Raw genomic sequence first — 25751 nt, 5'->3', positions numbered from 1 at the left:
CAGGCGTATCGCCCGATATCAGTCAGGTCGACCGGCTCGAAGAGTCCGAGCCACTACTGAGGCAGGCACACTGTGAACCAAACTGAAGCTGTGGACACCGCGTCGGCGGCGGACAGACTGAGAGTGCTATTTCGCGTAGTACGCGATGGCTGGTGGATTGTCGGGCTTTGTGCCTTGGTCGGGGGAGTGGCGGCCGTCGGGGTGAGCCTGACTCAGACTCCCCAATATCGCTCGTCCGCCATGCTGTACGTGACGTCAGGGACCGAGGCGACAGTGCAGAACGCCTATCAAGGGTCGCTGGCTTCGCAGCAACGTGTTGCCTCTTATGTGCGTCTGGTTGATTCCGAAGCGGTTCTCAGTACGGCGCTGAAAGATTCCGGCATCGACATGTCTGTCAAAGATGCGCGCGAAGACGTGTCCGCCTACACCTCGGTCGAAACTGTCCTCTTGACCGTGAATGCAACGAACGCAGATCCGGTGATTGCCAGCAACCTTGCGAACAGAGTTGCGGATTCACTTGTCCAGTACGTCAGTGTGCTCGAGACCCCCAGTTCCGGCGGCGATCCGTTGGCGAAGGTCACGGTCGTCAGTCCGGCGATGATCAGCGACATTCCGGTCTCACCGAGGACGAAACGAAACCTGGCCGCAGGACTCGGACTTGGGCTTCTGCTGGGTCTATTCATCGTGTTGGCACGCCATCGACTGGACACGCGTCTGCGGACCGAGTCAGACGTGACCGAGTTGTTGCCCATGACTTCGTCTTTGTGCGCAGTTCCGGTCGACTCGTCTTTGCAGGACAAGGTTCTCCTCGATTTCGCTCCAGCGGGGGCGAGTCCAACGGGTGAGGCGTACAGACGATTGCGGGTCAATCTCGGCTTCGTAAGCGTTGATACGCCTGCCCGACGAATTCTCGTGACCAGTGCCAACCCGGGAGAAGGAAAGACGACAACAGCGGTGAACCTCGCTGCGGCCTTCGCCGAGTCAGGCAAGAGGGTCGTCCTGGTCGAGGCCGATCTGCGGAAACCGTCGGCCTCGCAACGGATGCGGCTCACCAATAGCATCGGCCTCACCGACTACCTTCGTGGCGGCGTCGAGAACGTCGCGGATGTGATCCAGCAATCCAGCACGCCTGGCGTGGATGTTCTTGCATCCGGGCCGGTGCCTCCTAATCCCGCGGAGCTCCTCGCGTCGCAGCGAACTGGTCGATGCTTCGCCGAGCTCGAAGAGACATACGATCTCGTCATCGTCGACTCGGGTCCGGTTATGCCTGTCACCGACGCAGTCGAACTGACCAAGTGGGTAGACGGCGTGGTTCTGGTCGTGCGCGCTGGTAGTACCAAACGATCAGATCTGACTTCGACCTATGCGGAACTACAACGCGCGCAGGCGACAATCCTGGGATTCGTCGTCAACGGTGTCAGCGACCGTGAACGTTCATATCGTTATGGCTACTACGGGGAGGCCGTCGATCCAGATGGTCGTGATCAAGGTCCCGCGGTGATCGCCCACGCTTCGAGCGACGCGGTCCGCGAGGAACCCGACAACGGGCGGCCCATCTACCGGTAGCCGCTGGATCAGCCGATCACGGGTATTCCGAAGTCGTTGCGTTTGGGGGTCTCGACAGCACCGAACGACGTTGATCTGTCGAGCACAAGAGGCGGTGTATGTCCCTATGTCACTGATGATCCTGATGTTGGCCGTAGCGTTGGCGTTCGCCTGCGGCCTGGCGTATCTGGAACCACGCGCCGGCGTTGGTCTTGTACTGATCGGATACGCCACCATTCCGTTCGCTGCGCACATCTCATTTGCGGGTGTGCATGTGTGTACGGTCCTGGCGCTCGCAGTTGCGTGCACTCGCCTTCTGATCCCGAGTGAAGATCTTCCACCCCGATCGCGACGACTTCTGCCCACGATTCCCCTGGGCGCGATCGCGTTAGTAGCGGTCTTCCTAGTTGGCTCGGTCGTATCCGAGATACTCAAGGCATCTAGTCCGGGCGGAGCAATAGGGTTCTGGCTGAATTTCGTCGTTGCGCCTGTGCTGATTTTCGTAATGTGCTGCGACTTAGCGGAGCGATACGAGAATTTCTATCGATTACTGGCATCCGGGTACATCGCGGTGGCAGTAGCACAGAGCATTCTGGCCTTCCTTGTCTCTATGGATGTGGTCAGACAGCCATACCTGGATGACTACTCGAAGCGTTTCTGGTGGAGAATTGTCGAAGAATCGAACCGTCAGATGGGAACGATCGATCACCCCTTGGACCTGGGCTTGTTGATAGCCTCAGCCATTCCGCTTCTCGCGCTGATTCGGCGAGCGTGGGTAACGTACTTTTCGCTTGTTGCACTTGTGGCCGGCGTGCTCGTGACGCAATCACGAATAGCGCTGGTTGGGGCCGCTGTAGGGGTAGTTTTCCTCATCCTAAAGAGTTCGATGACCACAATGCGACGAGCGATTCTAGCGGTCGGTGTGCTCGTTTCCTATAGCGTTTTCAACGCTTTGGGCGCTTTCGAAGCGATCTCTGGTCGCATTCAGGACGACTCTGGCTCGGCAGAAGCGCGCCGCAACGCCTGGACTGTCATTCTTCCAGATGGTCTCAGGTTTATCCCTTCTGGCGTTGGAATTCAGAGGGTTAAAGCATTTGTTGCCTCTCAGTACGGCCTGGAGACAAGTCCGGAATCGGCACTTCTCGGATACTTGGTTGGTTTCGGTGCTGTGCTTACGATTTGCTTCTTCGCCGGTTTGCTGTGGATAGTCATGTCCAGGCTCCGCGTCGATCGAACAGTGAGCCCGGGATTGGCATCGTTCTGCATAGTGTTTGTTTCCATTCAGCTCTATTCCTCCATCAGTAGCGGGTCGACGGCCACTGCATATATTCTGTGGCTCTGTGTGTTCTTTGCGTTTGCCCATGAGCGCGACATCGAACCGGGGGATCAACCGGCACCGGCTGTCACTCGATCGCGAAACCTGGGGGCCACGGTATCGCTTTGATGTGAACAGACGTCGTTAGTAGAGACGCTAGCCAGCAGAGCCGTGTAGGAAACGATTCGGGCGTTCCCGCGCCAATATGTTGCGCGTGTCGCGGCACTGGCAGTCGACGATCAAGTGCTGCCGATAGGCGAAGTCTGAACCGTCCCGCCTGGATCAATGAGACCGTGATCTCACCGGGAGATTGCGCGCCGGGAACGCGAAGTCGTACGTTACCGTCCCGCGGACTCCTGCCTACCGTCGTGACCCGCACCGCGACGGGGCCGATTGTGACTGCGCAAGCCGGTGCAGCGCAATGGTTCTGGCGGCCGCTCGGGCGACGTAGTCCTCGATCGGTTCGAGGAGTGGCGGCACGATGGCCGGAGCGCGGCGCTCCTCTCCCGGGGCCTCGTCGTCTCGGTGCCGGTTGTCGGTGCCCGCCCACCGGAAGTAGACGGACCCGTCACTGCGATCGACGACGATGGGATCGGTGGCACCCGCCGCGCCACCGTTGCGGGGCGACGGGACCGAACAGATCGATCGGGCGATGTAGTACGCGGTGAATTCGAGTGAGTCACTTCGATCCGACCAGAAGACGGCGTTGCTGCGCACGCGCTTCTCGGCGTTTCGTGGCGGCTTGACCTCGCGGGAGAACGGGCGCTCGATCCGGCCGATGTCGTTCAATCCGCCGTCGTTGTGGACGCCCGGCCGGCGGTATTCGATCACGTCTGTCCAGAAGAAGTCGCCGTTCTTGTTGATGGAGTTGATGTAGCGGAAGAACGGCCCGTACTGGTTGTTCGCGAACCCCGCGTCGATCGTGCCGCCGATCCAGATGAGCTGCTCGTGCGTGGTGCGCAGGAAACTCTTGCTGCTCAGCTTGCTCTTCTTGGGTGAGATGCCCTCCGACACGAGCCTCGCGTACACCACCTGGAGCGGTGCGCGGATGGCCTCGATGAAGTGGCGCGTGAGTTCGCGTCGCTCCTCCCAGTCCTCGGCCGCGGACCGTTCTGCCGCCGCAACCTGCTGGTCGCGCTCCCGCCGGAGGTTGTCGGCAGCGGTGCCGGCGACTTCGTCGAATCCGAAAGTCATTGCCCTACCTCCGATATCGCGTCTGCCGGAACTCGTCGATCGCCAACTCGCAGGCGACGATCCGGGCCAGGTACTCGTCGACCGACTCGATCCAGGTGTGCGCAGCGATCTGCGAACCGACCTGGGGGACCTCCTCGAAATCAACACGGACGCTCACGACGACGCCACGAAGACGGTCGTAGTTCCATGCGATGTAGGTCTGGCCGGTGTCCGTGTCGAGGAAGAGGATTGCCGCGTCGGTAGACGTGCACGGAAGGTCGCGACCCCGGGACCGGACGGCGTCGAGCGAGTCCGCCACGGATCCGTACGACCATTCGGTGATCGCCGTCTCCCGCAGCCCCGACTCGTCGTACCAGCGGCACATGCCCGATGCATCGGGTGTCACGGTCGGCGGCGGCAACAGGGGAGTGTCGACGTCTCCGTGGCCGCGCATCTCCTCCAGGCGACCCTGCCGGTACCTGAGTTCGTAGTCCGACGACAGCAGACCGAACTGGTGGAGGTACCGGTGCCGGTCGGTGAAGGGGCCAAACTTGAACGGCTCCACCGTGCTCGGCAACCCGCTCGTGTCCCGCAGTCGGCGGACGTTGCGGCGATCGCCGATCTGCCCGAGCTTCTTGGCCGACAACTGAGAGAACGTTTGTCGTCCCAGCGGCTCCACCTGCTCGACAAAGGTGCGTGCGACGACCGATGCGTCGTCCTTCGCCCGTTTCAGCGCTGCCGCCTTGGCTTGCGTGTCCTGCGCGACCTGGGTGAGGAAGTCGTCGATCTTGCTGTTGATCTGCGATGCCAGGCGCTCGTCGATCATCGTGTCGCCCTCTCCGCCGCAATGACCTCACGCGCGAGGACCCGCCCGTAGTAGGAGGGCAGAGATTCGAAATAGTAGTCCGACGATCCGATCTGCCGGCCGACCTGGAAATCGCCTGTGAGACGGCGGAAATCCCAGACGTGCCCGATCTTTCCGATGTCGGTGGCCACCACGACGTTGGTCGAGTTCACGAAGCGACTGGCTTCGAAGTCCCCGGCCTTGTCGCGGGCGACGAGGTCGGGGAGGGCGATGTTGATCGGCAGGATCGAGGCGCGGGAGAACTCGATGATGTCGGCGGGGTCATACCACGATGCCCGGTAGCCGCTGATGGCCTTTTTCGGGACCACCAGGCGGGGATTCCGGTCCCATCGCCGATTCCGATCCAGAGACGCGACGTCGACGATCACCGTGGCGTCGGTGTTGATGAATCCGTTGGGGTGCACCAACAGGGGGGTGGTGTGGTCGGCCAGCGGTCCCAGTTTGCGGTTGTCGTCCATCTTGTGTCGCCGCCAGGCGGACGAATTCTGCCCGAGTTCGAGCACGGCTTGCGCGAGCTGCCGGCCGGGCTTGACGTTGCGGTCTCGCGGACGGGCCAGTTTGAGCTCGAAGAGGTGCTTGCGCAGGTGGAGACCGATCGCGCAGATCTCGGCGACATAGGAGGCGTAGGCAGTGTCGGTCCAGGTGAGGTGTTCCGGCGTACCCGCCGCCGGTCCGAACGTGGTCATCGTCGACTCCTGTTGCCGGACAACATGATCTTGCGGGTCACCAGGCGCTCCACGTAGTTCTCGAGCGATTCGATGTAGCGTCCCTGGAAGGGGACCCCCGGCCTGAAAAGTTCCATTCGCTCGGCCCGGGTGACCTCGGCGACACGGAGCTTCATCTCGTATTCGGTCCAGAGGAAGAGCACCTCGCCGGTCGACTCGTCGACGACGATCCGGTTCGACAATTGACGGTCGGAGGCACGGTTCAGGCTCGGCACCACTGCGGCGGCGATCGCGCGGGCCTGGGCCTCGACGGCGTCCTCGAGGTTGTACCACCGCTCCATCCCGCGGACATTGCCGTCGTACTGCGCGTACTTGGGTGGGAGGAGAGCGTTGAACACCGGGACGACCTCCTTGTCGTCTCCCGCCTTGTCGCAGCGCACGTCGGGGGACAGGAAGAAGTCACCGCGCGCGGTGATGTAGTTCCCGAACGCGGCGAACGGGCCGAACTCCCACGAATCGGTGTTGTCGATGGTGCTGATCACCGGTTCGGTGAACTTCCTGAAGAACCCCTTGTTGTTCGTGGGGAGCCGGCTGGCCGCGAAACCCTCGGACTGCAAGCGCGCGAACGCCGCGGCGAACACCGGTTTCGCCGCGGCCACAACGAGTCTGGCGGCCGCGGCACGTTCGGTCGCGGCGTCACGCAGTCGGGTCGCGCGCTCGTCGGCGAGCCTGCGGAGACGGGCCACACCGGCGTGATAGGCGTCGTCGAATTCTTGCGTGATACTCATCCCCGCACCCGCCGCTCCTGTAACTGCGCCTCGTGGACGACAACTCGTGTCATATACGCGTGCAGGGTCTCCACGCGCAGGTCGTCGGCAAGGTACTCGCCGACGCCTCCTTTCGACGCCCCGCCGTCGAGGTACCGCCACACCACATACGTGGTGCCGGAGTCGACGTCGACGTGAAGGAACCCGTCGTTGTCGGTGACGGGGCGCTTCTCGGGTGCGACGAGGTCACCGATCGGGCCGGATGACAGGGCGCGATAGCTGCGCACGAACTCCTGGCGCAGGCCCGCGTCGTCGTACCAGGTGCACGAGCCGTCGCTGCGACGAGGCACTCCGCGTGGCGGCTGCACCGGTGGTTCGCCGATACCCCCGCCGCGTCGGTACTGCTCTGTCGCGCCGGCGTTGTAATGCAGGGAGTGGCGATGGATCAGCAGCCCGTTGGCGTGCAGGAAGCGCAGGTCGGACAGGAACCTCGTGCGGCCGGACCAGGCGTCGGGATTGTCGATCGTCCCCGACGGTGACAGCCGGATGTACCGGGCCGAGGGGTCACGCCCGGTCGGGTCGGCGGCGTGGACCGTCAGTCCCCGCCGCGCCAGCACCGCGAAGGCCTCGACACCCACCGGCACGACCTGCCGGAAGTACTCGGCCGCCGCGGCCGTCGCCTTCCGGTGCCGCGCGCGGAGGGCGTCGGTCTGGTGCGCGAGATGCTGTGACGCCGACCGGATCATCGCGTCGACGCCCTGATCGAACTCGGTGTTCATGACACCCCCGCGGTGGTGCGCGCGAACATCTCCATCAAGGCCGGCCCCCCAGCACTCCTGGCCGGCCGAAGCGCCGGACACCGGAACTATAGCGCGCAAAGCGGACATTTTTGGTGATCTGATGCGCAAATTCTGAGCCGTCGACCGAAGCTCGATCGCTGGGGCGCACGACGGGCGACCGTATGAGTCTCTGGTGATCGCGACATGTGCCAGCGTCGTTGGGGTCGGGGTCCATCCACGGAAGAGCATGAGATGAGGAATTCGATCCTGGGCGCCGGCACTGCGACCCTGCCGTCGGGAGTCAGCTCTGAGCTGGGTGCGTTCAGGTCGTCGTAGATCGCATACAGGTGGCGCTACTCCGCACTCTCCGCGACCTTTCGTCGACCCGCGTCGGTGAGGGCGAAATACTTGCGGCGCCGATCGGAGCCCGGGCCTGGCTGGGTGGGCGTCACAATGTCGTCGCTGAAGAGGTCGCCAAGGGTTCGCGAGATCTCATCGAGGCGAACATCGATGCCGCCCTTGTTGATCCGTGCCTGCAGTTCGGTCGGCGTGACAGTGCCCTCGGCGATGAGGCCTTCTAGGACGAGCGCTCGGATCTGACCGCGGCGCGTCGTGTCGCCGGGGGTGCGCGCGGTGCCGAGTTGTTCGAGCCGAACGGTCATGAGCTCATTGATCGCCCACAAGGCTCCGGCGAGGTAGGCCTGACGTTCCTTCCCGAGCAGGGCCTTCTCCGGGGTGTTGATCACGTGGCCGTCGACTTCGAGTTGTTCGCGCGCCCCCGCGACCGCGGCTTGGGCCAGCCGAATATCGTCCTCCGGGCCGGCGGCAATCAGGCGGCCGAGGTCGTAGACCAAGCTGATCGCCGGCCGCAGGTCGGGCTCGTTGATCTGGTCTCGAGCGCGTTCCGCGAGGTCGTCGAGAAGTGACACGAGGGAAGCGGCAACCGCTGAAGGCATTGACACAACCTAACACAGACACAACTATTGTCAACTATTGTCAACTATTGTCATCTGTTGTGTGCACGGCGCGCTCGTCAAAGGAGAAGGTCCACAGGCCCGGCTCGTATTCCTCGTCGTTGGTGCTGCCGACTGTTGCGGCCCAGAAACGATCTGGCAGGTCGGCGTACGGTCCGGCGAAGACCGCTTCTGCCCGGTGCCCGGCCGGCGCTTGGGGCGCGTCGATCGGCGACGCGGTGTCCGGCCAGCGAGCGGGGCCGTTGGCGATCACCACGAACGCCTGGCTCCGGCGACAGAGAGACGCAGTGGTGCCGATCAGGGAGGCTGTCTTCGGGCTCATCGCGGGTACCAACAGGAGGTTCACTCCGATGGCCGCCAACTGGGCTGCCACCGCGTCGTCCATACCGTCCCGGCAGATCAGCACACACAGCGTCCACCGCTCGCTGACGAAGACACGGATCTCGGTGCCGACTCGCACTCGTTCCACCGCATCACCGATGTACGCGGGGTGCAGTTTCCGAGGCGTCGCCACCGAATGATCCGGGCTGAAACCAGCCGTGTGGATCACGAGTCTGCCGTCGTTGGTCATGACTCCGTCATCGTCGGGGCCGCTCCCGACGCCGGTGCACGTCACCGTGGGTCGCGGCTCGGCCGTCTCGCGTCGGTCGCGTTCGAGCAGGGCGGTGTGGACCGCTTCGGTGAGCGTGTACTCCGGCAGCACGAGGATGTCGGCGCCGCGTCGCGCGGCCTGCGCACCCAGCAGGGCGATCCGGTCGGCTTGCGCGGCGGCGTCTTTGGGGCCCAGGTTCGCAAAGGTGCGGCGGGGCTCGTCGCTGAACGCGATGTCGAAGTCGGTGAGGTCACGGTTGGGTTGTCCGACCGCGACCGTCAACCGCCCTGACGCACCCACCGGACTCAACCGGTTCCAGCTGTCGAAATCGATGATGTAGGTATACGGAGCGGCGTCGGCGATCCGAAGGCGCCGCGTCTGCGCCAGGTCGCGGTCGGGAAGGTTGTCCGGCCTGGTGTTGACTGCGTGGGGCGCCAGCCAGCGTCGGGGATCGCGACGACAGACCGGGTACGGCTCGCCAGGGGTCAGGACCACTTCGCCCCGAGCCCGGAACCAGTGCACGTAGGTATCGCCGGCGAGCTCGTCGATGCTCTCGGCGATGCCCCGCGCCACCGCGAGGAGATGCAACCGGGGTGGTAACGACCCATGTGGGACGGCTTCCCGAGTGGCGAACTCGCGGAGCGCGTTTCGCGTCGCGCGCGACATGAACGACAGCCGCACGACGGTTTCCGGGGCGTCCCCCAGGAGGTCGCGCAGGCCCGGCTCGGCGGTCACCATCGCGGCGAGTGCCCCCACGTGCATCGCAGCTATCGTGTCGAAGGGTTCGCCGGGGGCGAGGCCCGCCCACTCGTCGGTGGACGCCGGGTGCTCCGCGCAGTACCGCAGCAACTCGGCGGAGACGGCGAGCCACGTCGCGTCGAGGTCGGGCATCTCGACGACACGGTCGATCATCGCCGCAAACGAAGCGGTGTCGTCGGGTGACATCCGTACGGCCTCCGTGGGGATCAGGCGGGAACGCTGCGCGTGTTGTGTCCGGCCATGTTCTCCCCGGCAGCGAGTTCCGCACAGTGTAGCGACGATCGGTGACAGGCGGCGCAATTCTGTTGCGCGGCTTCACCCGCCGGTGATGTCCCGACGGGGTTGTGCGTCCTCGCGCGGGATGGCCTGCTGCGCGGCGCATCGTCGGATGCCGATGGGATGCGCGGCGGTGTCCCGATCGACTGGTGCCGGGCGCAACGCCTTCATGGGTATCGACCCGGCGCGCGGCGAGACTGGACGTCTACGCGCCGCGGGGGTTTGCCGGGCGGGTGACGGGGCGGCTGCCGGCGTGAGCCGTGTCGGCAGGTGCCGCGGTGCTGTCCGCCGCGGAGTCGGAGTGCCTTTGCGAGACAAGGTCCCGCAGATGGTCAGCAGGGGAGAGGGGAGGTGCGGAGCAACGCACAGGCCGCCGCGAGGACGGTCGCGGGATTGGAGTGCCCCCACCAGGGCTCGAACCTGGGACCTGCGGATTAAAAGTCCGTAGCTCTACCAACTGAGCTATAGGGGCGTACCCGGCGAGCCGGGCGTCGATGAGTTTACAGCCTGCCCCGACGCTCTCGCCGGGGCCCTCCACGCGTGTCGCGGGGTGATCGCGACGCTGGCCGAGCGGGCCCGCGCACGCGTCACCGGATAGTGGGCAAAACGGCCGTTTTATGCCCCTGACCACCCGATTTGTGGTTTGCTCGAAACCTGTCATAAGCTATGCGAGCTCCCAGCGGAGAAGCGAGACCGGCCCCCTTCGTCTAGCGGCCTAGGACGCCGCCCTTTCAAGGCGGTAGCGCGGGTTCGAATCCCGTAGGGGGTACGCCTGTGCGGCACTCGGAAACGAGAGTCGGACAGAACAATTGAACAAGGCCCTGTGGCGCAGTTGGTTAGCGCGCCGCCCTGTCACGGCGGAGGTCGCGGGTTCGAGTCCCGTCAGGGTCGCCAGAGATGACCGGCGCATTCGGTTCCACCGGATGCGCCGGTTCTCTTAGGGCCAGGTAGCTCAGTTGGTACGAGCGTCCGCCTGAAAAGCGGAAGGTCGTCGGTTCGATCCCGACTCTGGCCACCATGAAAACCTCCCGGTTCATCCGGGAGGTTTTTTGGGTTCGGGGGCCGGGGTGGGGGCCCACGACGTGGGCCACTGGCCGATGGGGGCCGGCTCTCGTCGCGGCTCCGCGGTGATCTGTCTGCCCGGGCCCGTGGGGCAGTCCGGCGACGTCCTCCCGGCTGATGGCGCTGCTTACGGCTGGCCCACCCGGGGGGGCGGTGCTCGGCCATGCAGCCGCTCTCCAACTATAGTGGTGTTACTCTCACTTTCGTTGGAGAAGGGGTGGGTCATGCAGCTCAACAAACCGTTCGCCACGGTGACGCCGACCCTGGACGGCGACGTGCTCGCGGTGCTGGCGAGCGCCGACGTCACGTTCACGATCAGCCAGGTCCAGCGCATCCTCGGCACCGCATCGGGGGAAGGCATCCGCAAGGTCCTCAACCGGCTCAGTGCACAGGGCGTGGTGCTGCACGACGAAGTAGGTCGGACCCACACCTACCGCCTCAACCCCGAGCATCTCGCGGCCCCACCGATCATGGCGCTGTCCCGGCTGAACTCCACGTTTCTGGACCGCCTCGAACAGCATCTCGTCGCGTGGGAGGCGGCACTGCGGTACGCCGCGGTGTTCGGGTCGGCGGCGACGGGTCGGATGAGGCCCGACAGCGACATCGACGTGCTCCTGGTGCGCGCCACCGACTCTGAGGACGACGCGTGGGACCAGCGGGTCACCGAGCTCGCTCGTCTGGTCACCGCGTGGACCGGCAACGACGGCCGGATCGTCGAGTACGCAGAGGACGAATTGCGCGCCGCGGTCGCCGCCGGCGAGCCCCTGCTCGACGACGTGTCGAAGCAGGGCGTCACCGTGGCGGGGACACACGCCTGGTTCGCCGCGCAGCTGCGCCCGGCGAGGTGGTCCTGACGGCGGGACAGCGGAACTCCTGATGCCGCGGTCACCGCGGGCCGCATGTCCAAGGCGACCGAGTTCTTCGAGGCCGCCGACCATCTCGGAGCTGAGATGCCGAACGCAGCCGGGGACCTCTATGTGGATGCGGGTATCGCAGCTTCGGACGTGATCTGCTGCGTGCGGCTCGGCGTGCACTCCAACACCGGCAACCACAGCGAGGCCGTCGCGTTGCTCAAGCGGGCCGACAGCGGATCCGAGCGGTATCTGAATACCCTCCTCAACCTGAAGAACAAAGCGGCCTACACGCATCAGGACCTGGCCGCCGCGGAGTTGACGAAGATGAGCCGCGCGGCGGAGCACCTGCTCGAGGCAGCCAAGAAGGCCGTCGCCGCCCGCGGGTAGTTCGCGGGTCGCTGATCGTGGGTGCGGACCCGCATGGCGACGCGAAGAGCTCGGACCTGGGCTGGGACGAGGGGAATTCCCGCGCGGTAGGGGTTTTCACCGGTCGGTGCGGATCTCGGTCAGCCGCGCGTCGAGGGCATCGGCGACCGCGTCGAGCTCCCCGTCGAACAGGTCGGCATAGGTGTGGGCGGTCACCGTGATCGACGCATGGCCCATCGCCACCTGCAGCAGCCGCAGATCCGCGCCGGCCGCGCGGGCCAGGCTCGCATAGGTGTGGCGCAGGTCATGCACCCGCAGGGTCGGGTAGCCCAGCGCGGTGACCTGCTCGCGCCAGCGCACCGCGCGCACCCAGTTCTCCCGGCTCAGCCGCGCCCCTTTCGGCGAGGTGATCGCCGCCTCGGTGCGGACCCGTCCCTCGATCCGGGCGGCCAGCACCCCGACGAGCGAGTCGGGGAGCGGCACGCTGCGAATCCCGGCCCGGCTCTTGGGTTTCCCGGTCACCAACTTCCCGCCGACCTGGGTCATCGACCGGCGCACGGAGATCCGCCGGCGCCCCAGATCGACGTCGGAGACGTTGAGGCCGGTCATCTCAGCGCAGACCCGTGTAGGCCAGGATGCGCACGATGTCTCCCTGCGGGCCGCACCGCGTCGCCAGGTCAGCCACCTCCTCGTGGGTGAGATAGAGGTGCTCGGCCAGATCCAACGGTGGGAACACCGTCCGCTCGGCCGGGTTCTTCACCAGCAGACCCTCGGCCACGGCATGGGCCAGGATCATCCGCAGCAGCGAATGACGCCAGCGTCGGGTCCGCGGCGCGCAGCCCATCGCGTTCACCCACACCTGGATCGACTCCCGGTCGACGGTCGTCACCGGCCACGCCCCGAACGCCGGCTGCACGTGCAGCCGCCAGTTGTCCTCGAAACCACGCCGGACCTTCGGCGTCACATCCTGGCGGGTGGCCAGCCAGGATGCATAGACCGCCGCGACGCTGAACGCGTCGCCGCGATACGGGTCGAACACCACACCCCGGTTGCGGGCGGTGACCGCCTCGGCCTCGAACGCCCGGGCCTCGCGCGCCGTGCCGAAAGCCTTGCTGCGGGTGCGGCCGTCGGGCAGCCGCCAGGTCACCCGCCAGCGGGGTTCGCCGGAGCTCGTCCGGTATCGGGTGATGCTCATCGGCGTCGGGGTGCGCCGCTCGGGCGGGGGAGCCGATCCGACCGTCGGCGGGCGGTTGCTGTTCCAGGTGTGCCGCAGGTGGTCACATCGATCACTCCTCGCCAGTCGGGTGGTCGTCGGCGGCCGCACCCAGGGCCGACCGGTCGCTCCAGAATGAGACGCACACCGTGCCTGCGGGGTTCCGTCGTCTGGTGATCCGGTCGGATGCCGCCCGAACGGTGGCTCACCTCTGAGCCGACTGGGGAGAAACAGGCCTGGCGACGACCATGCAGGGGCTCCCTGCATGGTCGAGAGGACAGCGTCGAGCGAAAAGGGCATTTCATGTGTATTGCAGATGTAATACACTGGAGAAATGGTCGGGGAGGTCAACTGGATTCACGGTGAAAACCACATGCGCGACCGGCATGGCGTCACCGTCACAGAGGACCAGGAGGCGCTCGCCGACCCCGATGCCGTCCTGCTGCGTCCGGACCCGGCCAGTACCAGCGGCGCGAGCGACCGCGTCATCGGCTGGTCGCCGACCGCGCGGGCGCTGCTCACCGTGGTGCTCGTCCGGCACATCGATGGAGTCACCTACGGCGCCAACGGCTGGAAGTCCAACCCCACCGACCACCGACGCTATCGAGAAGGGAGAGCGTGATGTCAGAGCCCGATGATGTTCTGCGGGACGCGATCACCGATGCCCAGGAGATAGAGGACCACCCGGACCGGGCCATCCGCGACGACGTCACGGTCGCCCGCCCGAACCGGGCTCGCGGCCGGGTATTGCAGGTCCGCCTCACCGACGACGAGTACACCGAGGTCGAGAAAGAGGCCGAGACGCGGGGACTGCCCGTCTCCACCTATGCCCGCGACGTCCTGCTTCGCCGCCACGACCGGTCGCTGCCCGAGACAGGCATCGTGACCCTGCCGTCGGGGGAGGCGGTCACCCTCGAGGTGTTCCTCGAGGTCTTGCTGCTGTCGAGGCAGGCCGGCATCCCGGGTCTGGCGTCGTCCGAGCAGAAGCTGCGCGCGATGCTCGGCGAGGAGGACGACAAGCACAAGCAGCGCCGGGCCGACTTCGTCCGCGAGGTCGGCGACACGATCGCCGGCGTGCGGTCGCTGACCGAGATGCTGCGTGACACACGGCTGGCGCAGGGCATGGACGTCGGGCACTCCGCGACCACGGTGCCGGGGGTTGCGGCAGAAGAGGCCGCGGAGGCGACGTCGGAACAGCGGACCCACCAGTCGGCCGACTGAGGACGACTGCCGGCGGCGATCTCCGCCGGCCGGATGGCGCCACGGACCGAGACATGTCCCCGATCTGTGGTTCATCCGTTTTGCCGGGCCACATAATTCACTGCATGAGAAATCGCGCCACGTCGGTGATCATCCGCAGTGTCTACGGCACCGCGGCCGTGGAGTGGTTCCTCATCCTGGCGATCGCCACGATCCTGGTCACCCGGCTGTACCTGCAGCTGACCGGCTACCCGCAGATCGGCGGCGGTACCCTGCACATCGCCCACGCCCTGTGGGGCGGGGCGCTGATGATGCTGGCGCTGATGACCGGCTGGCTGTTCCTCGGCGCCACCGCCCGGGTGACGGCGGTGGTGTTGGGGGGCATCGGTTTCGGGCTGTTCCTCGACGAGGTCGGCAAGTTCGTCACCCGCGACAACGACTACTTCTACGGGCCGTCGGCCGAGATCATGTACGTGCTCGTCGTGCTGGTGCTGCTGATCAGCCGCATCGTCCGGGACGTCCGCCCGCCGACCGGCGCCGAAGCCCTCGCCAACGCGGCGTCGATCGCCGCCGACGGCGTCGCCCACGGACTGCCCGACCGTCGTCGACGGCAGGCCGAGGAGTTCCTGACGATGGCCGTCGACAAGGGAGCCGACGCCGACACCGTCGACCACGTGCGCGGCCTCCTCGATTCGAGCAAGGGCACCCCCGACCGGCTGATGATCCTGCGGGACCGGGCCGTGCGCCTCATCCCCGATGTCTTCCGCAGCCCGCGGTGGGTGTCTGTCGTGGGGTGGTTCCTCGTGGTGGCCTCGGCTGGCGGCGTCGTCGTCGGCGCGCTGAGCTTCGTGTTCACCAAGGACCGCTTCGGCGACCTCGACGTCTACATCGAACTCGCCGACAACCGCATCGCCACCTGGATTCTGTTCCTCAGCGCGATCGGGACACTGGCGCTGGCGTTGCCGGCCATGCTGGCCCGCCGGCGCGGGAACGCCGGGGTCTGGCCGCTGCGGACGCTGCGCATCGCGTCGCTGGTGTTCCTGCTGAGCAACGCGCTCGTCGACTTCGCCATGGAAGGCTTCGGCGCCCTGCTGAACCTGGCGATCGGGCTGTTCGCGCTGAGCGTCGTCAGCTACCACCTCGGGCAGGTGGTCACCGCCTCGAACGGGCAGCGTGGTCAACTGAGGGTGTGACTCACCTCGAACGGGCCGTGGCGGCCGACCGCGTCGAACGGTTCGATCGCCGCACGGTCGACGTGCCCGGATCGGCGGCCGCCGCCGTCGTGCTGGCCGTCGCGGAAAAAGACGGCCGACAAGGCATCTGGCTGTGCAAACGGCCGCCGACGATGCGCCGCCACGCGGCCCAGTTCGCCCTGCCCGGCGGCCGGCTGGACCCGGGGAGGACCACATCACCGCCGGCCTCCGGGAACTCGACGAGGAGCTCGGCGTGCAGCTGCCGCCCGAGTCGGTGCTGGGCACACTCGACGACTACCCGACGCGCTCGGGATTCGTCATCACCCCCATCGTCTGCTGGGCCGAGCAGTACCAAGAGCCCACACCGAATCCCGCCGAGGTGTCGCAGCTGTTCTTCGTGACGTTCGCCGAACTGGGCGTCGAGCCGCGGTTCCTCACGATCCCGCAGTCGGCGCGTCCGGTGATCCAGCTGCCCATCGTCGACGCGCTGGTGCATGCGCCCACCGCCGCGGTGATCTACCAGTTCGCCGAGGTCGTGCTCCGGGATCGACACACCCGCGTCGATGAATTCGAACAGCCGGTGTTCGCCTGGAAATGAACGTCGATGAGGTCGTTTAGGCCGAGTTGTACGATCGTCCCATCTAAATTCTGGTGTTCTCAGATACGTTCTGCGACATGAAATTACATCGACCAGACGACACGTACTTGTATGGCAAGTTACTGGCCGGTTAGGCATGATTACGGGCGTGAACAATGCCAATTCTTCGAATACGACGACGAATCCGTCCTTCGAGGGCCGCTCAAGTGAATGGGCTCCGGCACCGAGTTCGACCCCGCAGCCGACCGCTGCCGAGCCGGCGAAGGTCGTGTACCGCTACGAGTACAAAGATCCCTACGCGCCGATGTCCACGCGCAAGCAGGCGCTGCTGGGCTGCGCGATCTCGCTCGTGGTGATCGCCTTCATGGTTGCCGCGCTCATCATCGGGCGAGGCTGACCGAGCTCCATCGCGGCGAACCTGCTGATCAGTCGGGTTCCTGAGGCCTCCCGGCGCCGGGCGGACGGCTGCCGCGGGCCTCGCGGGCGCATCTGCGTGATCTCGGGGTCGAGGCTGCCGGGCAGGGCGTCGTCGGAGGTGCCTCGGCTCGTCGGGCGTGATCCCGTGGTCTCGCTCGCCTCGCCGGTGTACCCCCGGTGAGTGGCCGCAATGGTTACGCATGGCCGCGGGGGCGGTCATGTTCTGCTCGGCAATCGTCTGCGTGGCGTCGAACGGCGGTCCTTCTCGAACGGCCTTTGCGCAACGATCGGCCGGTGTGGATTCGATCGTCTATTCGTCGACGTCGGGCCGCGCGGAATTCATGAGACCTTTCTTCGGTCTTCCGGCGCGTGTTCCGTGGTGGTTGCGGATGCAAGTTTGAGTCATTTGTCGCCGTGTGTGGCACCGGATTGTTTGCTGCGGCGAATCGTGTCCCCGGCGTGCCCGGTGGTGGCTGTGGTGCGGATCACACGAGAAAGTCCTCCCCGGGGAATGAATCCGGACCACGGTCCGTTTACAGTAGCGATGGGTCGAACAGGCCCACGCGAACCGAGAACCACTCGCTCGTCTGGAAGGACGCAATCATGACCGCAGCCACCACCGTCAAGGCCCCGATCCCCGCCGGCACCTGGACCATCGACGCCGTCCACTCCACCGTCGGCTTCTCCGTCAAGCACCTCATGGTCAGCAAGGTGCGCGGCACCTTCGACACCTTCTCCGGCACCATCACCGTCTCCGAGGACGGCACCCCCGCCGTGGAGGCCGAGATCGACGTGACCTCGATCAACACGAAGAACGAGCAGCGTGACGGCCACATCAAGTCGGCCGACTTCTTCGACGCCGAGCAGTTCCCCAAGGCCACCTTCGTCTCCACCGGCGTCCGCCAGAACGGTGACGACTACGTCCTCGACGGCGACTTCACCCTCAAGGGCGTCACCAAGCCGGTCAGCCTCGAACTCGAGTACAACGGCACCAACCCGGGCATGGGCCAGGGCACCGTCGCCGGATTCGACGCCAAGACCGTCATCAACCGCAAGGACTTCGGCATCGACATCGAGATGCCGCTCGAGGGTGGCGGCGTCGTCGTCGGCGACAAGATCACCATCACGCTCGAGATCGAGGCCGTCCAGGCCTGATCTCCCGCAGATCCCCGAACGGACTCACCACCCCCGAGTCCGGACGGTTCACGGACCGGCACCAGCGCAACCCCCGCGCAGGTGCCGGTCTGTTTCTGCGCTGCTAGACGTACCGCCGACCGTTCCAGCGGAGGATCGTGGTGGTGATGGTGCCGCCCGCGCAGTCTGGTTCGCAGTCATTGGAGAAAGTCTTGATCGTGTAGCGACCGTCGGTGCCGGGGCCGACGACCTCCGCGGAGTAATAGGCGTGCGTTGTGCTCTGGTAGGCCAACCCGCCCTTCTCCCAACCGATGTCTGCGTAGCCGGTGGCAGTCGGGACGAGAGTGATGACGCCGTTGTAGCGGCCCGGGTTGTACGTGATGAAAACGTTCTTGGTCGCATCGGTGACGGGGTCGGCGAAGTCGAGTGCATCTCCGTACACGGAGAGGGTCTGCACAAGCAGCCGCTTGCCCTTGGAATCGACCGCGACGATGCAGCCCTCTCCGGCGAGACTGTTCTCCCCGTGCCGCAATCCGATGGTGACCGCTCCAAGGGACGGGTGTGTGACCGTGCGGCGGTCGTCGATGCGGCCGCACGCAGCGTTCAGCGAATACTCGGGATCGACCTTCTTGAATAGGCCGATCTCCCATGCGCCGGCGCCGAGGTTGACGGTGGCCACGGCGTCGGCGAGAACCAGTGCGGTGGTCACCCGATTGAGCAACGGCAGGTAACGGGCATGATTCCGACCCACTTTCTCCGCGATCTTGCGGCTCTGCATCTGTTGGAACGCCTTCTCCGACAGATGACCCGCGATCTCGCTCAGCACGTCGGGTGCCTTCTGGATCAAGCACATGGCAACCGCGGCAAAGCCGGTTGCCGCGGCCCTGACCTGCGAGTCCGACATCCCGGCGAGGCCTGAGTCCACAGCTTGGCCGAAACAGGCGGCCATGAAACCGAGTTCCATCGCGCTCAGGGTCAACGGGTCGCCGATCCGGTCTTCGAGCTGATCCCAGAGAACGCCGTAGATGACCGTCGACAGCGTCGCCGTCGCAGTGATCTTCGATATCAGAGGGAGCGAACTCGCGGTGAAACCGATGTCGACGCCGCCTCCGGGTGGCAGAACCCACGTCCTGGACCGAACGCTCGTCGGAACACCCAGTAACGAGATGGTCGCGCTCTCGATCTCGGCAGCCACGTTGGCCGGCTGCCCGGAGAAGACGTCGAGGTGCGCCCACCTCGGAGTCACGGGCGCGGTGACGATCATGCCGATCCCGCGGTTGTTCCGGATCTTCACCACCGCGATGTTCTCGTCCGCTGGGTCCGCGCCGGTGCAGATCCTCATCGGCGCTTCTTTCTCGTCGAGGAACACCACCTCGTCCAACCAGCCGGGTCGCGGCTGCGTTTTGCATTCGGGTGCGCTGCCGCGCAATCCCAGCGTTGACGTCACGAAGTGGTTGGCCTCGACTGCCAGCCATTCCCACGTGCTCAGATGAGGAACCTGTGCGGTGGCGACCCGGCGGTTGCTGTCGATCGCAGCCGCGATCGGCGTGGCGGGAACGACCGAATCCGAGGCTCCGGACTCCCGTCCGAGGAGATACAGGTCGGTGCCCTCAGGTAGGGGCTCGTCTAGCTCGTATCGGAAGGTGAGCGGGGCGGTCGGCTGTCCGGTGGACAGTGTCAGGTCGGCGCCGGCGAGCGGGATCACCGACTTACCGGCCTCGTCGGACCCTTCTGCCGGCCGAACGGTGAACGTCGAATCCGATGCCGCCGAGCCCCGAGGAATCGAGATCGTCCAGTTGTCGGAGACGGAAACCTCAGTGGTTGCGTCGGGTGAGACGTCGACGGTTTGCTCCTTCACCGGCGACGCGGCGTCGAACTGTGGGGACGTGTCCTCGGACGAGGAGAACAGCGAACATCCTGACACCGACACGGCGACAGCGATGACGACGACAGCGAAACGGCGCATGGGCGCTCCTCCCGATATGGACGAGCAATTGAAACATCGGCCCAGCTCAGATGCTGTGTCGAATCGGCGTTGCCCACGGAATTCGCTCGATCGGACCACGAGCCGGCCGCGTTCTGGCGATACCTGTCTCGATTCCGAAGCGGTGACGCCAGGAAAGGGACTTTCGACGTGTCCCCGGTAACAAGCGCTTCGGTAGTCTGCTGGTATCGCCTTCAGGCAGGAGTGGCCCATGGGACGCAGGCCCCGCACCCGCCGTGGCGTGCCGTGGACGCGGCTCAGACGCCGGACCTCCGGGATGCTGTGGGGACTGCCCACGGTTCCGAGTCCTCGCGCGTGGGCGCGGGTCGGGCCGGAGATGCGGGCCCGGATCGCCCGCCACGCCACCGTCACCGCGATGACCGGCGTCGTCGTCAGCGATGCGCTGATCGGAGTCGAGACGTTCCTGCTGGTGCAACTCGCGTTCAACGGCGGTCAGCTCACCTTCGACGAGACCCTCGGCGCCCCCAACTTCCCGGCCGTCGTCGGCGCGATCATCACCGGGCTTCTCGTCAACCTGCTGCTCGGGCTGCTCGTCTTCCGGCCCCAGCTGCAGTGGTTTGTCAGTTGCCGGCCAGCCGACCATGCGCGTCGACGCGCCGTGCAACGCATCCCGGGACTCCAACTGCTGGCCACCGTCGCCGCCTGGTTCAGTGCGGCACTGTTCTACGTGCTGGTCGCCGACGACCTCACCGTCGCAACCGTCGCCGGCGTCGCGGTGGCGTTCACGCTCGCCGGCATGTCGAGCGCCTGTCTGACCTACCTGTTCGTCGAACGCGCCGCGCGACCGCTGGCGATCGTCGTCCTCGAGGACTTCCCGGCCAACCACGTGATGAACGGCGTCCGCATCCGGCTGCTCGCCGTGTGGGCGGTGAGTTCGGCGGTGCCGATGATCGGACTGCTCACCGTGAACGCCGGACGATTCACCGGGATGCTGCCCGACGTCTACGGCGCCGTCGACTGGACCACCGTCGTGCTCACCATCGTCGGACTCGCCGCCGGGGCCCGCGTCATCTTCCTGGTCGGGCAGGCCATCACCGATCCGCTGACCGAGATGCGTCGAGCCGTCCACCGCGTTGACCACGGCGACTACAACGCCCGCGTCCCCGTCTACGACTCTTCGGAACTCGGTGTGCTGCAACACGGATTCAACGTGATGGTGCAAGGGCTCGCCGAACGCGACCGCATGCGCGAGATCTTCGCCCGGCACGTCGGCGACACCGTCGCCGACCTCGCCCTCTCCGACGGCGTCGGCATGCACGGCACCAACACCGAGGTGGGTGTCCTCTTCGTCGACATCGTCGGCTCGACGAAGCTCTCCCACAATCGAAGTCCCGACGACGTCGCCGAACTCCTCAACGCGTTCTTCAGCATCGTCTTCGACGTCGTCGACCAGAACCGCGGCTTCGTCAACAAATTCGAGGGCGACGCCGCGCTCGCCGTCTTCGGAGCGCCCGTCGAGCTCGACGACCCCGCCGGTCACGCGCTCGCCGCGGCCCGCGATCTCGCCGACCGTCTCGCCAAGAGCCTCGACATCCGGTGGGGGATCGGCGTCTCCTACGGCGAGGTCTTCGCCGGCAACATCGGCGCCGAACGACGCTACGAATACACCGTCATCGGCGACCCGGTGAACGAATGCGCCCGGCTGTCCGACATGGCGAAGACCGGTCGCATCCCCGCCCTCGCCAGCGGCGCCGCGCTCGACTCGGCCGGCGCGGAAGCCGACGAATGGGAACTGCTGGGGAGCCGCATCATGCGCGGACGGTCCGCCCCGACCGAGTTCTACGCCCCCTCCGACCTCGTCGAACGGCTCGGGTCGTCGGGCAATCTGATCGCCGAGCTGCTGCGCCCGGCCCGACGCATCGTCGGCGCCAATCCACTGCGGCTGACGACGTTCTTCGGCGGCTGAGCACCCCACAGGCTGATTGAGCCGGTTGCGAGCGGTGCGCGTCGTCGTGTCTTGCGAAGCGAGCCACCGCGTCCTGCGGGTTGAGCCGGTAGCGAGCGAAGCGAGCCACCGTGTCCCGCTGGTTGAGCCGGTAGCGAGCGAAGCGAGCCACGTGTCCTGCGGGTTGAGCCGGTAGCGAGCGAAGCGAGCCACCGCGTCGAAACCCCCACTGCACCAGACGAGTCGTTGACGCGGTCCGGGGTCGTCAATAGCGTGGGCCGAAGGGTCGCGGCGCCGTCGCCGCGCCACAGACCACCCCAGGGGGCTGCGATGAACGGTTGGACGTCAGCGAACATTCCCAATCAGACAGGCCGCACCTTCGTGGTGACCGGCGCCAACAGCGGCCTCGGGGCGGAGACGGCGAAAGCGCTCGTCGCCGCCGGCGCCGACGTCATCCTGGCGTGCCGCAACACCACCAAGGCCGACGCCGTCGCGTCGAAGCTGGGACCCAACGCGACGGTCGCTCAGCTCGATCTCGCGGATCTGTCGTCGGTCCGGGCGTTCGCCTCGAGTTTCACCGGTGCCGACGTCCTCATCAACAACGCCGGTCTCATGGCCGTACCGCTTCGACGCACCGTCGACGGCTTCGAAATGCAGATCGGCACCAACCATCTCGGCCACTTCGCGCTCACCGCGCTGCTGCTGCCGAAGATCACCGACCGGGTCGTCACCGTGTCGCCGGGCGTGCATCAGATCGGGAACATCCAACTCGACGACCTCAACTGGGAGAAGCGTCGATACCGTCGGTGGCAGGCCTACGGCGATTCCAAGATGGCCAATCTCATGTTCGGACTCGAGCTCGCCAAACGGCTGAAGGAGGCCGGGTCGTCGAAGCAGTCCTTCATCGCCCACCCCGGTTATGCCGCAACGGAATTGCAGGGCCGGAGCGAGAACTTCACCGACGTCATGGCGAAGCTCGGAAACAAACTGCCGATCGCGCAGTCCGCCGCCGACGGGGCGCTGCCGCAGGAGTACGCCGCGACCATGTCGGGCCTGCCGTCCGGCACGTACTACGGGCCGACCAAGTTCTTCGGGATGCACGGTTCGCCCGGCCGGAACAAATACAAGAAGGCTGCCGACGACGAATCGTTCCGTGCGGCGCTGTGGGCGGAGTCGGAGAAGCTGACGGGGGAGAAGTTCGACGTGCCGGCGGCGGGCTGACAGTTCCCGATCACGTGCGCAGAAAGTGCGGGATGAGTGCCGGAAACCAGCACTCATCCCGCACTTTGTGTCCAGGCGGGTAGCGGTTGCTATTCGACCGAGAACGCGATGCTGTTCGACGCGCCGGAGATCAGGTCGGTGACGCGGATGGTGAAGTCGCCACCGCCCTTGAAGAAGTAGGACTTCACCGCGGTGCAGTCCCGTGTCTTGTACAGCGCGGCTTCCTTGGGCACCTTCGGTCCGGCGAGGCGGACCTCCATGCGGCACTCGTTGCCGTCGACGATGGGGCCGGAGTTGATGATCGAGTTCCAGCGCACGCCGAGGCGGGAGTTCTTGACGAAGGTGCCCGGCGTCGTCTGCGTGGCGCCCTTCGGGTTGTAGACCCAGACGTTGATGGACTTCACGCCGTTGCGCGCGTCCGCACGACCGAGCTTGCCGTAGTGGGTGACCTTGTCGCCCGACGAGCCGAACGCCGAGCTTCCGGAGTCCAGGCTGCCGCTGGCACTGCCGAACAGATCACCGACCGGGTCGGCCATCGCCGGAGTCGTCGGGATCAACATGGCGGCAGCAGCCAACAAGCCGGCGATACCGGAGCGCTTCATCGAGTTCCCCCTCGGAAAGATTTATAACGAATTGATTAAAGCATCGACGATGGGCCGCCGCTGGAGGACCCCTCACCCGGCGGCCCCCGCGTGGGTGCGCCGGATGTGCGGTTGCCCACTGGCGCGGGTCGTCGAGAACCGCGTGAGCTGCGTCGACGACGAGGCCTACCCCGCCCGCGGAGGTGAGCGTCGCCGCGTGCGCGAGTAGAGTTCCGCAGGTTCACCACCCCTGTACAGAGGAGTCCGCGGTGCCGAGTTCCGCGAAGGCCGGCACTGAGGCCGTCTCACCGGCCGACCGCCAGCCCGTCTTGTCGACACTGCGTTCGCCGAGCCGGCTGCGCACCGAGGTCCTGGCCGGACTCGTCGTCGCGCTGGCCCTGATCCCCGAGGCGATCTCGTTCTCGATCATCGCCGGCGTCGACCCGCGGGTCGGCCTGTTCGCGTCGTTCACGATGGCGGTGACCATCGCGATCGTCGGCGGTCGTCCCGCGATGATCTCGGCGGCCACCGGTGCGGTTGCGCTGGTGGTGGCGCCGCTCGTGGACAGCCACGGTCTGCAGTATCTGATCGCCGCGGTCCTGCTCGGAGGCATCTTCCAGGTCGCGCTGGGTGCGCTCGGCGTCGCGAAGCTGATGCGGTTCATCCCGCGCAGCGTGATGGTCGGCTTCGTCAACGCGCTGGCCATCCTGATCTTCTCCGCGCAGGTGCCGCATCTGCTGGGCGTGCCGTGGCTGGTGTACCCGATGGTGGCGACCGGCATCGTGATCATCGTCGGGCTGCCGCGGCTGACGACCGCGGTACCCGCACCGCTGGTCGCCATCGTGCTGCTGACCGCGGTGACGTTGATCGCGAGCGTGAAGGTGCCGAATGTCGGTGACGAGGGCGAGCTTCCGGACAGTCTGCCGGCGTGGGTGATCCCTGATGTGCCGTTCACCTGGGACACGTTGTCCGTCATCGCGCCGTACGCGCTGGCGATCGCCATCGTCGGCCTGCTCGAGTCGCTGATGACCGCCAAACTGGTCGACGACATCACCGACACGCACTCCGACAAGTCCCGTGAGGCCGTCGGGCAGGGTGTCGCCAACCTGGTCACCGGCTTCTTCGGCGGCATGGGCGGTTGCGCGATGATCGGCCAGACGATGATCAACGTCAAGGAATCCCGTGCGCGCACTCGGATCTCGACGTTCCTGGCCGGTGTCTTCCTGCTGATACTCGTCGTGGGACTGGGCGATGTGGTGGCCAAGATCCCGATGGCGGCGCTGGTCGCGGTGATGATCATGGTGTCGGTGGGGACGTTCGACTGGCACAGCATCAACCCGAAGACGTTGCGGCGCATGCCCAAGTCGGAGACCGTCGTGATGCTGGCGACAGTCGCGGTGACCGTCGCGACGTCGAACCTGGCCTATGGAGTCATCGTCGGTGTGCTGATCGCGTCGGTGTTGTTCGCGCGTCGCGTCGCGCACCTGACGGAGGTCGTCGAGGTCGACGGTCCAGACGAGAACACCCGCGTTTACAAGGTGGAGGGCGAGCTGTTCTTCGCGTCGAGCAATGACCTCGTGTACCAGTTCGACTACACCGCCGAGGAATCCAACGTCATCATCGACCTCAGCGACTCGCACGTGTGGGACGCGTCGTCGGTGGCGACCCTCGACGCCATCACCACCAAGTACAGGGCGAAGGGCAAGAACGTCACGATCGTCGGGCTCAACGACGCCAGCGCCGAACGGCACGGCCGGTTGAGCGGGCATCTGGGCGGGGAGTAGCCCGGTGTGGTGCCCCACTGCCGGCTGAGCCGGTTCCTCGTGCAGCGAGGCGCCCCTACCGCCGGCTGAGCCGGTTCCTCGCGCAGCGAGGCACCGCGTCGAAGCCCCCCGCAAGCCGACGTCGAACCCGCTGGGGATCGAGCTGCTACCTGTGGATACGACAGAGCCGCAGGCCTCGTCATCGTCCACAGTCGACCCATGTCCGGCTTCGTCTACATCCTCGAGTGCGCCGACGGCAGCCTGTACGTCGGCAGTACACGCAACGTCGAACACCGCGTCGACCAACACATGAGCGGGAAGGGTTCGAGGTACACGCGCTCACGGCTTCCCGTTCGTCTCGTCTATCAGAGAGAGTTCCCGCACATCGGTGAGGCGCATGCGGCCGAACGCCGCTTGCACGGTTGGTCGCGTGCAAAGCGTCGTGCGCTCATCGAAGGAAGAATGGAACTGCTGCCCGGCTTTGCGATGAAGGGTGGGCAGCGGAGGCTCGCGATCGACCCGTGAGGATGGCGGTGCGGGGGCTTCGAC

Annotated in this window: 24 protein-coding genes, 4 tRNA genes and 2 pseudogenes; 17 read left to right on the top strand and 13 right to left on the bottom strand. The window is 65.9% G+C overall.

All coding sequences use genetic code 11. From position 1 onward, the window contains the following. Positions 1-72 precede the first annotated feature (72 nt). Positions 73-1566, top strand: a complete 1494-nt coding sequence (locus BLU62_RS17315; protein ID WP_074851017.1) for a tyrosine-protein kinase domain-containing protein — start codon at positions 73-75, stop codon at positions 1564-1566. A 106-nt stretch (positions 1567-1672) separates the two neighbouring features. After that, positions 1673-2989, top strand: coding sequence for an O-antigen ligase family protein (locus tag BLU62_RS17310; protein WP_074851015.1), 1317 nt, complete (start codon positions 1673-1675; stop codon positions 2987-2989). A 231-nt stretch (positions 2990-3220) separates the two neighbouring features. Here the strand turns inward: BLU62_RS17310 and BLU62_RS17305 are convergent, their stop codons facing one another. The 9 genes from BLU62_RS17305 to BLU62_RS17270 all read right to left on the bottom strand — a co-directional run bounded on the left by BLU62_RS17305 (position 3221) and on the right by BLU62_RS17270 (position 10182). Beyond that, positions 3221-4054: a hypothetical protein gene (locus BLU62_RS17305; RefSeq protein ID WP_074851013.1), complete on the bottom strand. Its 834-nt coding sequence runs from the start codon at positions 4052-4054 to the stop codon at positions 3221-3223. 4 nt (positions 4055-4058) lie between these two features. Then, on the bottom strand, positions 4059-4859 hold the full coding sequence (locus tag BLU62_RS17300) for a hypothetical protein (RefSeq protein WP_074851011.1): 801 nt from the start codon (positions 4857-4859) through the stop codon (positions 4059-4061). Continuing rightward, positions 4856-5584, bottom strand: coding sequence for a hypothetical protein (locus tag BLU62_RS17295; protein WP_074851009.1), 729 nt, complete (start codon positions 5582-5584; stop codon positions 4856-4858). The genes BLU62_RS17300 and BLU62_RS17295 overlap by 4 nt, the downstream gene beginning before the upstream one ends. Next, a complete protein-coding gene (locus BLU62_RS17290) occupies positions 5581-6351 on the bottom strand; it encodes a hypothetical protein (protein ID WP_074851007.1) in 771 nt (256 codons plus the stop codon). The genes BLU62_RS17295 and BLU62_RS17290 overlap by 4 nt, the downstream gene beginning before the upstream one ends. Beyond that, the gene (locus tag BLU62_RS17285) at positions 6348-7109 is read right to left on the bottom strand and encodes a hypothetical protein (protein WP_074851006.1); all 762 of its coding nucleotides are present in this window, start codon (positions 7107-7109) and stop codon (positions 6348-6350) included. The genes BLU62_RS17290 and BLU62_RS17285 overlap by 4 nt, the downstream gene beginning before the upstream one ends. Before the next feature lie 353 nt (positions 7110-7462). Continuing rightward, complete coding sequence (locus BLU62_RS17280) at positions 7463-8065, bottom strand: PadR family transcriptional regulator (RefSeq protein ID WP_139180037.1); 603 nt, start codon at positions 8063-8065, stop codon at positions 7463-7465. Between the two features lie 40 nt (positions 8066-8105). Then, the gene (locus BLU62_RS17275; protein WP_074851001.1) at positions 8106-9620 is read right to left on the bottom strand and encodes a nitrilase-related carbon-nitrogen hydrolase; all 1515 of its coding nucleotides are present in this window, start codon (positions 9618-9620) and stop codon (positions 8106-8108) included. Positions 9621-9749: 129 nt separating this feature from the next. Beyond that, positions 9750-9872 (bottom strand): hypothetical protein, encoded by a 123-nt coding sequence (locus tag BLU62_RS34400; RefSeq protein WP_280141543.1) that lies wholly within the window; start codon positions 9870-9872, stop codon positions 9750-9752. Positions 9873-10109: 237 nt separating this feature from the next. Continuing rightward, positions 10110-10182, bottom strand: a tRNA-Lys gene (locus tag BLU62_RS17270). Between the two features lie 224 nt (positions 10183-10406). Here BLU62_RS17270 and BLU62_RS17265 point away from each other — a divergent pair. The 5 genes from BLU62_RS17265 (at position 10407) to BLU62_RS17245 (ending at position 12013) form a co-directional block, all read left to right on the top strand. Next, positions 10407-10479 (top strand) — tRNA-Glu (locus tag BLU62_RS17265). A 48-nt stretch (positions 10480-10527) separates the two neighbouring features. Next, positions 10528-10604, top strand: a tRNA-Asp gene (locus tag BLU62_RS17260). 47 nt (positions 10605-10651) lie between these two features. Next, positions 10652-10728: transfer RNA gene (locus BLU62_RS17255), tRNA-Phe, on the top strand. Positions 10729-10996: 268 nt separating this feature from the next. Beyond that, positions 10997-11626 carry a nucleotidyltransferase domain-containing protein gene (locus BLU62_RS17250; RefSeq protein WP_074851000.1) on the top strand — a complete coding sequence of 210 codons (630 nt, stop codon included), beginning with the start codon at positions 10997-10999 and terminating at the stop codon, positions 11624-11626. A gap of 45 nt (positions 11627-11671) precedes the next feature. Then, positions 11672-12013: a hypothetical protein gene (locus BLU62_RS17245; protein ID WP_074850998.1), complete on the top strand. Its 342-nt coding sequence runs from the start codon at positions 11672-11674 to the stop codon at positions 12011-12013. Between the two features lie 96 nt (positions 12014-12109). Here BLU62_RS17245 and BLU62_RS35110 read toward each other — a convergent pair. Then, a pseudogene (locus BLU62_RS35110) lies at positions 12110-13187 on the bottom strand (tyrosine-type recombinase/integrase). A 352-nt stretch (positions 13188-13539) separates the two neighbouring features. On the opposite strand from BLU62_RS35110, the gene BLU62_RS17235 reads away from it, so the two are divergent. The 3 genes from BLU62_RS17235 to BLU62_RS17225 all read left to right on the top strand — a co-directional run bounded on the left by BLU62_RS17235 (position 13540) and on the right by BLU62_RS17225 (position 15598). Beyond that, entirely contained in the window at positions 13540-13827 is a 288-nt protein-coding gene (locus BLU62_RS17235; RefSeq protein ID WP_074850996.1) for a hypothetical protein, read from the top strand. Beyond that, positions 13827-14426, top strand: a complete 600-nt coding sequence (locus BLU62_RS17230) for a plasmid mobilization protein (RefSeq protein ID WP_074850994.1) — start codon at positions 13827-13829, stop codon at positions 14424-14426. The genes BLU62_RS17235 and BLU62_RS17230 overlap by 1 nt, the downstream gene beginning before the upstream one ends. A 125-nt stretch (positions 14427-14551) precedes the next feature. Further along, on the top strand, positions 14552-15598 hold the full coding sequence (locus BLU62_RS17225; protein ID WP_074852969.1) for a hypothetical protein: 1047 nt from the start codon (positions 14552-14554) through the stop codon (positions 15596-15598). On the opposite strand, the gene BLU62_RS33885 is transcribed toward BLU62_RS17225, so the two are convergent. Further along, positions 15583-15720, bottom strand: a complete 138-nt coding sequence (locus tag BLU62_RS33885; RefSeq protein WP_244278393.1) for a hypothetical protein — start codon at positions 15718-15720, stop codon at positions 15583-15585. The two genes, BLU62_RS17225 and BLU62_RS33885, sit on opposite strands and share 16 nt — an antisense overlap. Here BLU62_RS33885 and BLU62_RS17220 point away from each other — a divergent pair. The 3 genes and pseudogenes from BLU62_RS17220 (at position 15661) to BLU62_RS17210 (ending at position 17768) form a co-directional block, all read left to right on the top strand. Then, positions 15661-16196: pseudogene (locus BLU62_RS17220) on the top strand (NUDIX hydrolase). The gene BLU62_RS33885 and the pseudogene BLU62_RS17220 overlap by 60 nt on opposite strands. A 148-nt stretch (positions 16197-16344) precedes the next feature. Next, a complete protein-coding gene (locus tag BLU62_RS17215; protein ID WP_084811817.1) occupies positions 16345-16593 on the top strand; it encodes a hypothetical protein in 249 nt (82 codons plus the stop codon). Between the two features lie 623 nt (positions 16594-17216). After that, positions 17217-17768 (top strand): YceI family protein, encoded by a 552-nt coding sequence (locus BLU62_RS17210; RefSeq protein ID WP_074850991.1) that lies wholly within the window; start codon positions 17217-17219, stop codon positions 17766-17768. A gap of 103 nt (positions 17769-17871) precedes the next feature. Here the strand turns inward: BLU62_RS17210 and BLU62_RS17205 are convergent, their stop codons facing one another. Continuing rightward, positions 17872-19713: a hypothetical protein gene (locus BLU62_RS17205; RefSeq protein WP_074850989.1), complete on the bottom strand. Its 1842-nt coding sequence runs from the start codon at positions 19711-19713 to the stop codon at positions 17872-17874. 229 nt (positions 19714-19942) lie between these two features. On the opposite strand from BLU62_RS17205, the gene BLU62_RS17200 reads away from it, so the two are divergent. Next, positions 19943-21658, top strand: a complete 1716-nt coding sequence (locus BLU62_RS17200; protein WP_074850987.1) for an adenylate/guanylate cyclase domain-containing protein — start codon at positions 19943-19945, stop codon at positions 21656-21658. A gap of 309 nt (positions 21659-21967) precedes the next feature. Beyond that, positions 21968-22858, top strand: a complete 891-nt coding sequence (locus BLU62_RS17195) for an oxidoreductase (protein WP_074850985.1) — start codon at positions 21968-21970, stop codon at positions 22856-22858. A gap of 89 nt (positions 22859-22947) precedes the next feature. Here BLU62_RS17195 and BLU62_RS17190 read toward each other — a convergent pair whose 3' ends face one another. Continuing rightward, entirely contained in the window at positions 22948-23460 is a 513-nt protein-coding gene (locus BLU62_RS17190) for a hypothetical protein (RefSeq protein WP_074850983.1), read from the bottom strand. Positions 23461-23708: 248 nt separating this feature from the next. On the opposite strand from BLU62_RS17190, the gene BLU62_RS17185 reads away from it, so the two are divergent. Further along, a complete protein-coding gene (locus BLU62_RS17185) occupies positions 23709-25223 on the top strand; it encodes a SulP family inorganic anion transporter (RefSeq protein WP_074850981.1) in 1515 nt (504 codons plus the stop codon). Positions 25224-25421: 198 nt separating this feature from the next. Then, positions 25422-25727, top strand: a complete 306-nt coding sequence (locus BLU62_RS17180; protein ID WP_074850980.1) for a GIY-YIG nuclease family protein — start codon at positions 25422-25424, stop codon at positions 25725-25727. The last annotated feature ends 24 nt before the right edge of the window (positions 25728-25751 follow it).

It is taken from the genome of Gordonia westfalica, from assembly GCF_900105725.1.
Lineage (GTDB): Bacteria > Actinomycetota > Actinomycetes > Mycobacteriales > Mycobacteriaceae > Gordonia > Gordonia westfalica.
This window is presented reverse-complemented; position numbering and strand designations above follow the sequence as displayed.

Bases quoted from the DNA above. Each gene is read 5' to 3' on its own strand.
- BLU62_RS17310 (WP_074851015.1), top strand. From the start codon at position 1,673: ATGTCACTGATGATCCTGATGTTGGCCGTAGCGTTGGCGTTCGCCTGC.
- BLU62_RS17305 (WP_074851013.1), bottom strand. From the start codon at position 4,054: ATGACTTTCGGATTCGACGAAGTCGCCGGCACCGCTGCCGACAACCTC.
- BLU62_RS17300 (WP_074851011.1), bottom strand. From the start codon at position 4,859: ATGATCGACGAGCGCCTGGCATCGCAGATCAACAGCAAGATCGACGAC.
- BLU62_RS17295 (WP_074851009.1), bottom strand. From the start codon at position 5,584: ATGACCACGTTCGGACCGGCGGCGGGTACGCCGGAACACCTCACCTGG.
- BLU62_RS17290 (WP_074851007.1), bottom strand. From the start codon at position 6,351: ATGAGTATCACGCAAGAATTCGACGACGCCTATCACGCCGGTGTGGCC.
- BLU62_RS17285 (WP_074851006.1), bottom strand. From the start codon at position 7,109: ATGAACACCGAGTTCGATCAGGGCGTCGACGCGATGATCCGGTCGGCG.
- BLU62_RS17280 (WP_139180037.1), bottom strand. From the start codon at position 8,065: ATGCCTTCAGCGGTTGCCGCTTCCCTCGTGTCACTTCTCGACGACCTC.
- BLU62_RS17275 (WP_074851001.1), bottom strand. From the start codon at position 9,620: ATGTCACCCGACGACACCGCTTCGTTTGCGGCGATGATCGACCGTGTC.
- BLU62_RS17250 (WP_074851000.1), top strand. From the start codon at position 10,997: ATGCAGCTCAACAAACCGTTCGCCACGGTGACGCCGACCCTGGACGGC.
- BLU62_RS17245 (WP_074850998.1), top strand. From the start codon at position 11,672: ATGTCCAAGGCGACCGAGTTCTTCGAGGCCGCCGACCATCTCGGAGCT.
- BLU62_RS17235 (WP_074850996.1), top strand. From the start codon at position 13,540: ATGGTCGGGGAGGTCAACTGGATTCACGGTGAAAACCACATGCGCGAC.
- BLU62_RS17230 (WP_074850994.1), top strand. From the start codon at position 13,827: ATGTCAGAGCCCGATGATGTTCTGCGGGACGCGATCACCGATGCCCAG.
- BLU62_RS17210 (WP_074850991.1), top strand. From the start codon at position 17,217: ATGACCGCAGCCACCACCGTCAAGGCCCCGATCCCCGCCGGCACCTGG.
- BLU62_RS17205 (WP_074850989.1), bottom strand. From the start codon at position 19,713: ATGCGCCGTTTCGCTGTCGTCGTCATCGCTGTCGCCGTGTCGGTGTCA.
- BLU62_RS17200 (WP_074850987.1), top strand. From the start codon at position 19,943: ATGGGACGCAGGCCCCGCACCCGCCGTGGCGTGCCGTGGACGCGGCTC.
- BLU62_RS17195 (WP_074850985.1), top strand. From the start codon at position 21,968: ATGAACGGTTGGACGTCAGCGAACATTCCCAATCAGACAGGCCGCACC.
- BLU62_RS17190 (WP_074850983.1), bottom strand. From the start codon at position 23,460: ATGAAGCGCTCCGGTATCGCCGGCTTGTTGGCTGCTGCCGCCATGTTG.
- BLU62_RS17180 (WP_074850980.1), top strand. From the start codon at position 25,422: ATGTCCGGCTTCGTCTACATCCTCGAGTGCGCCGACGGCAGCCTGTAC.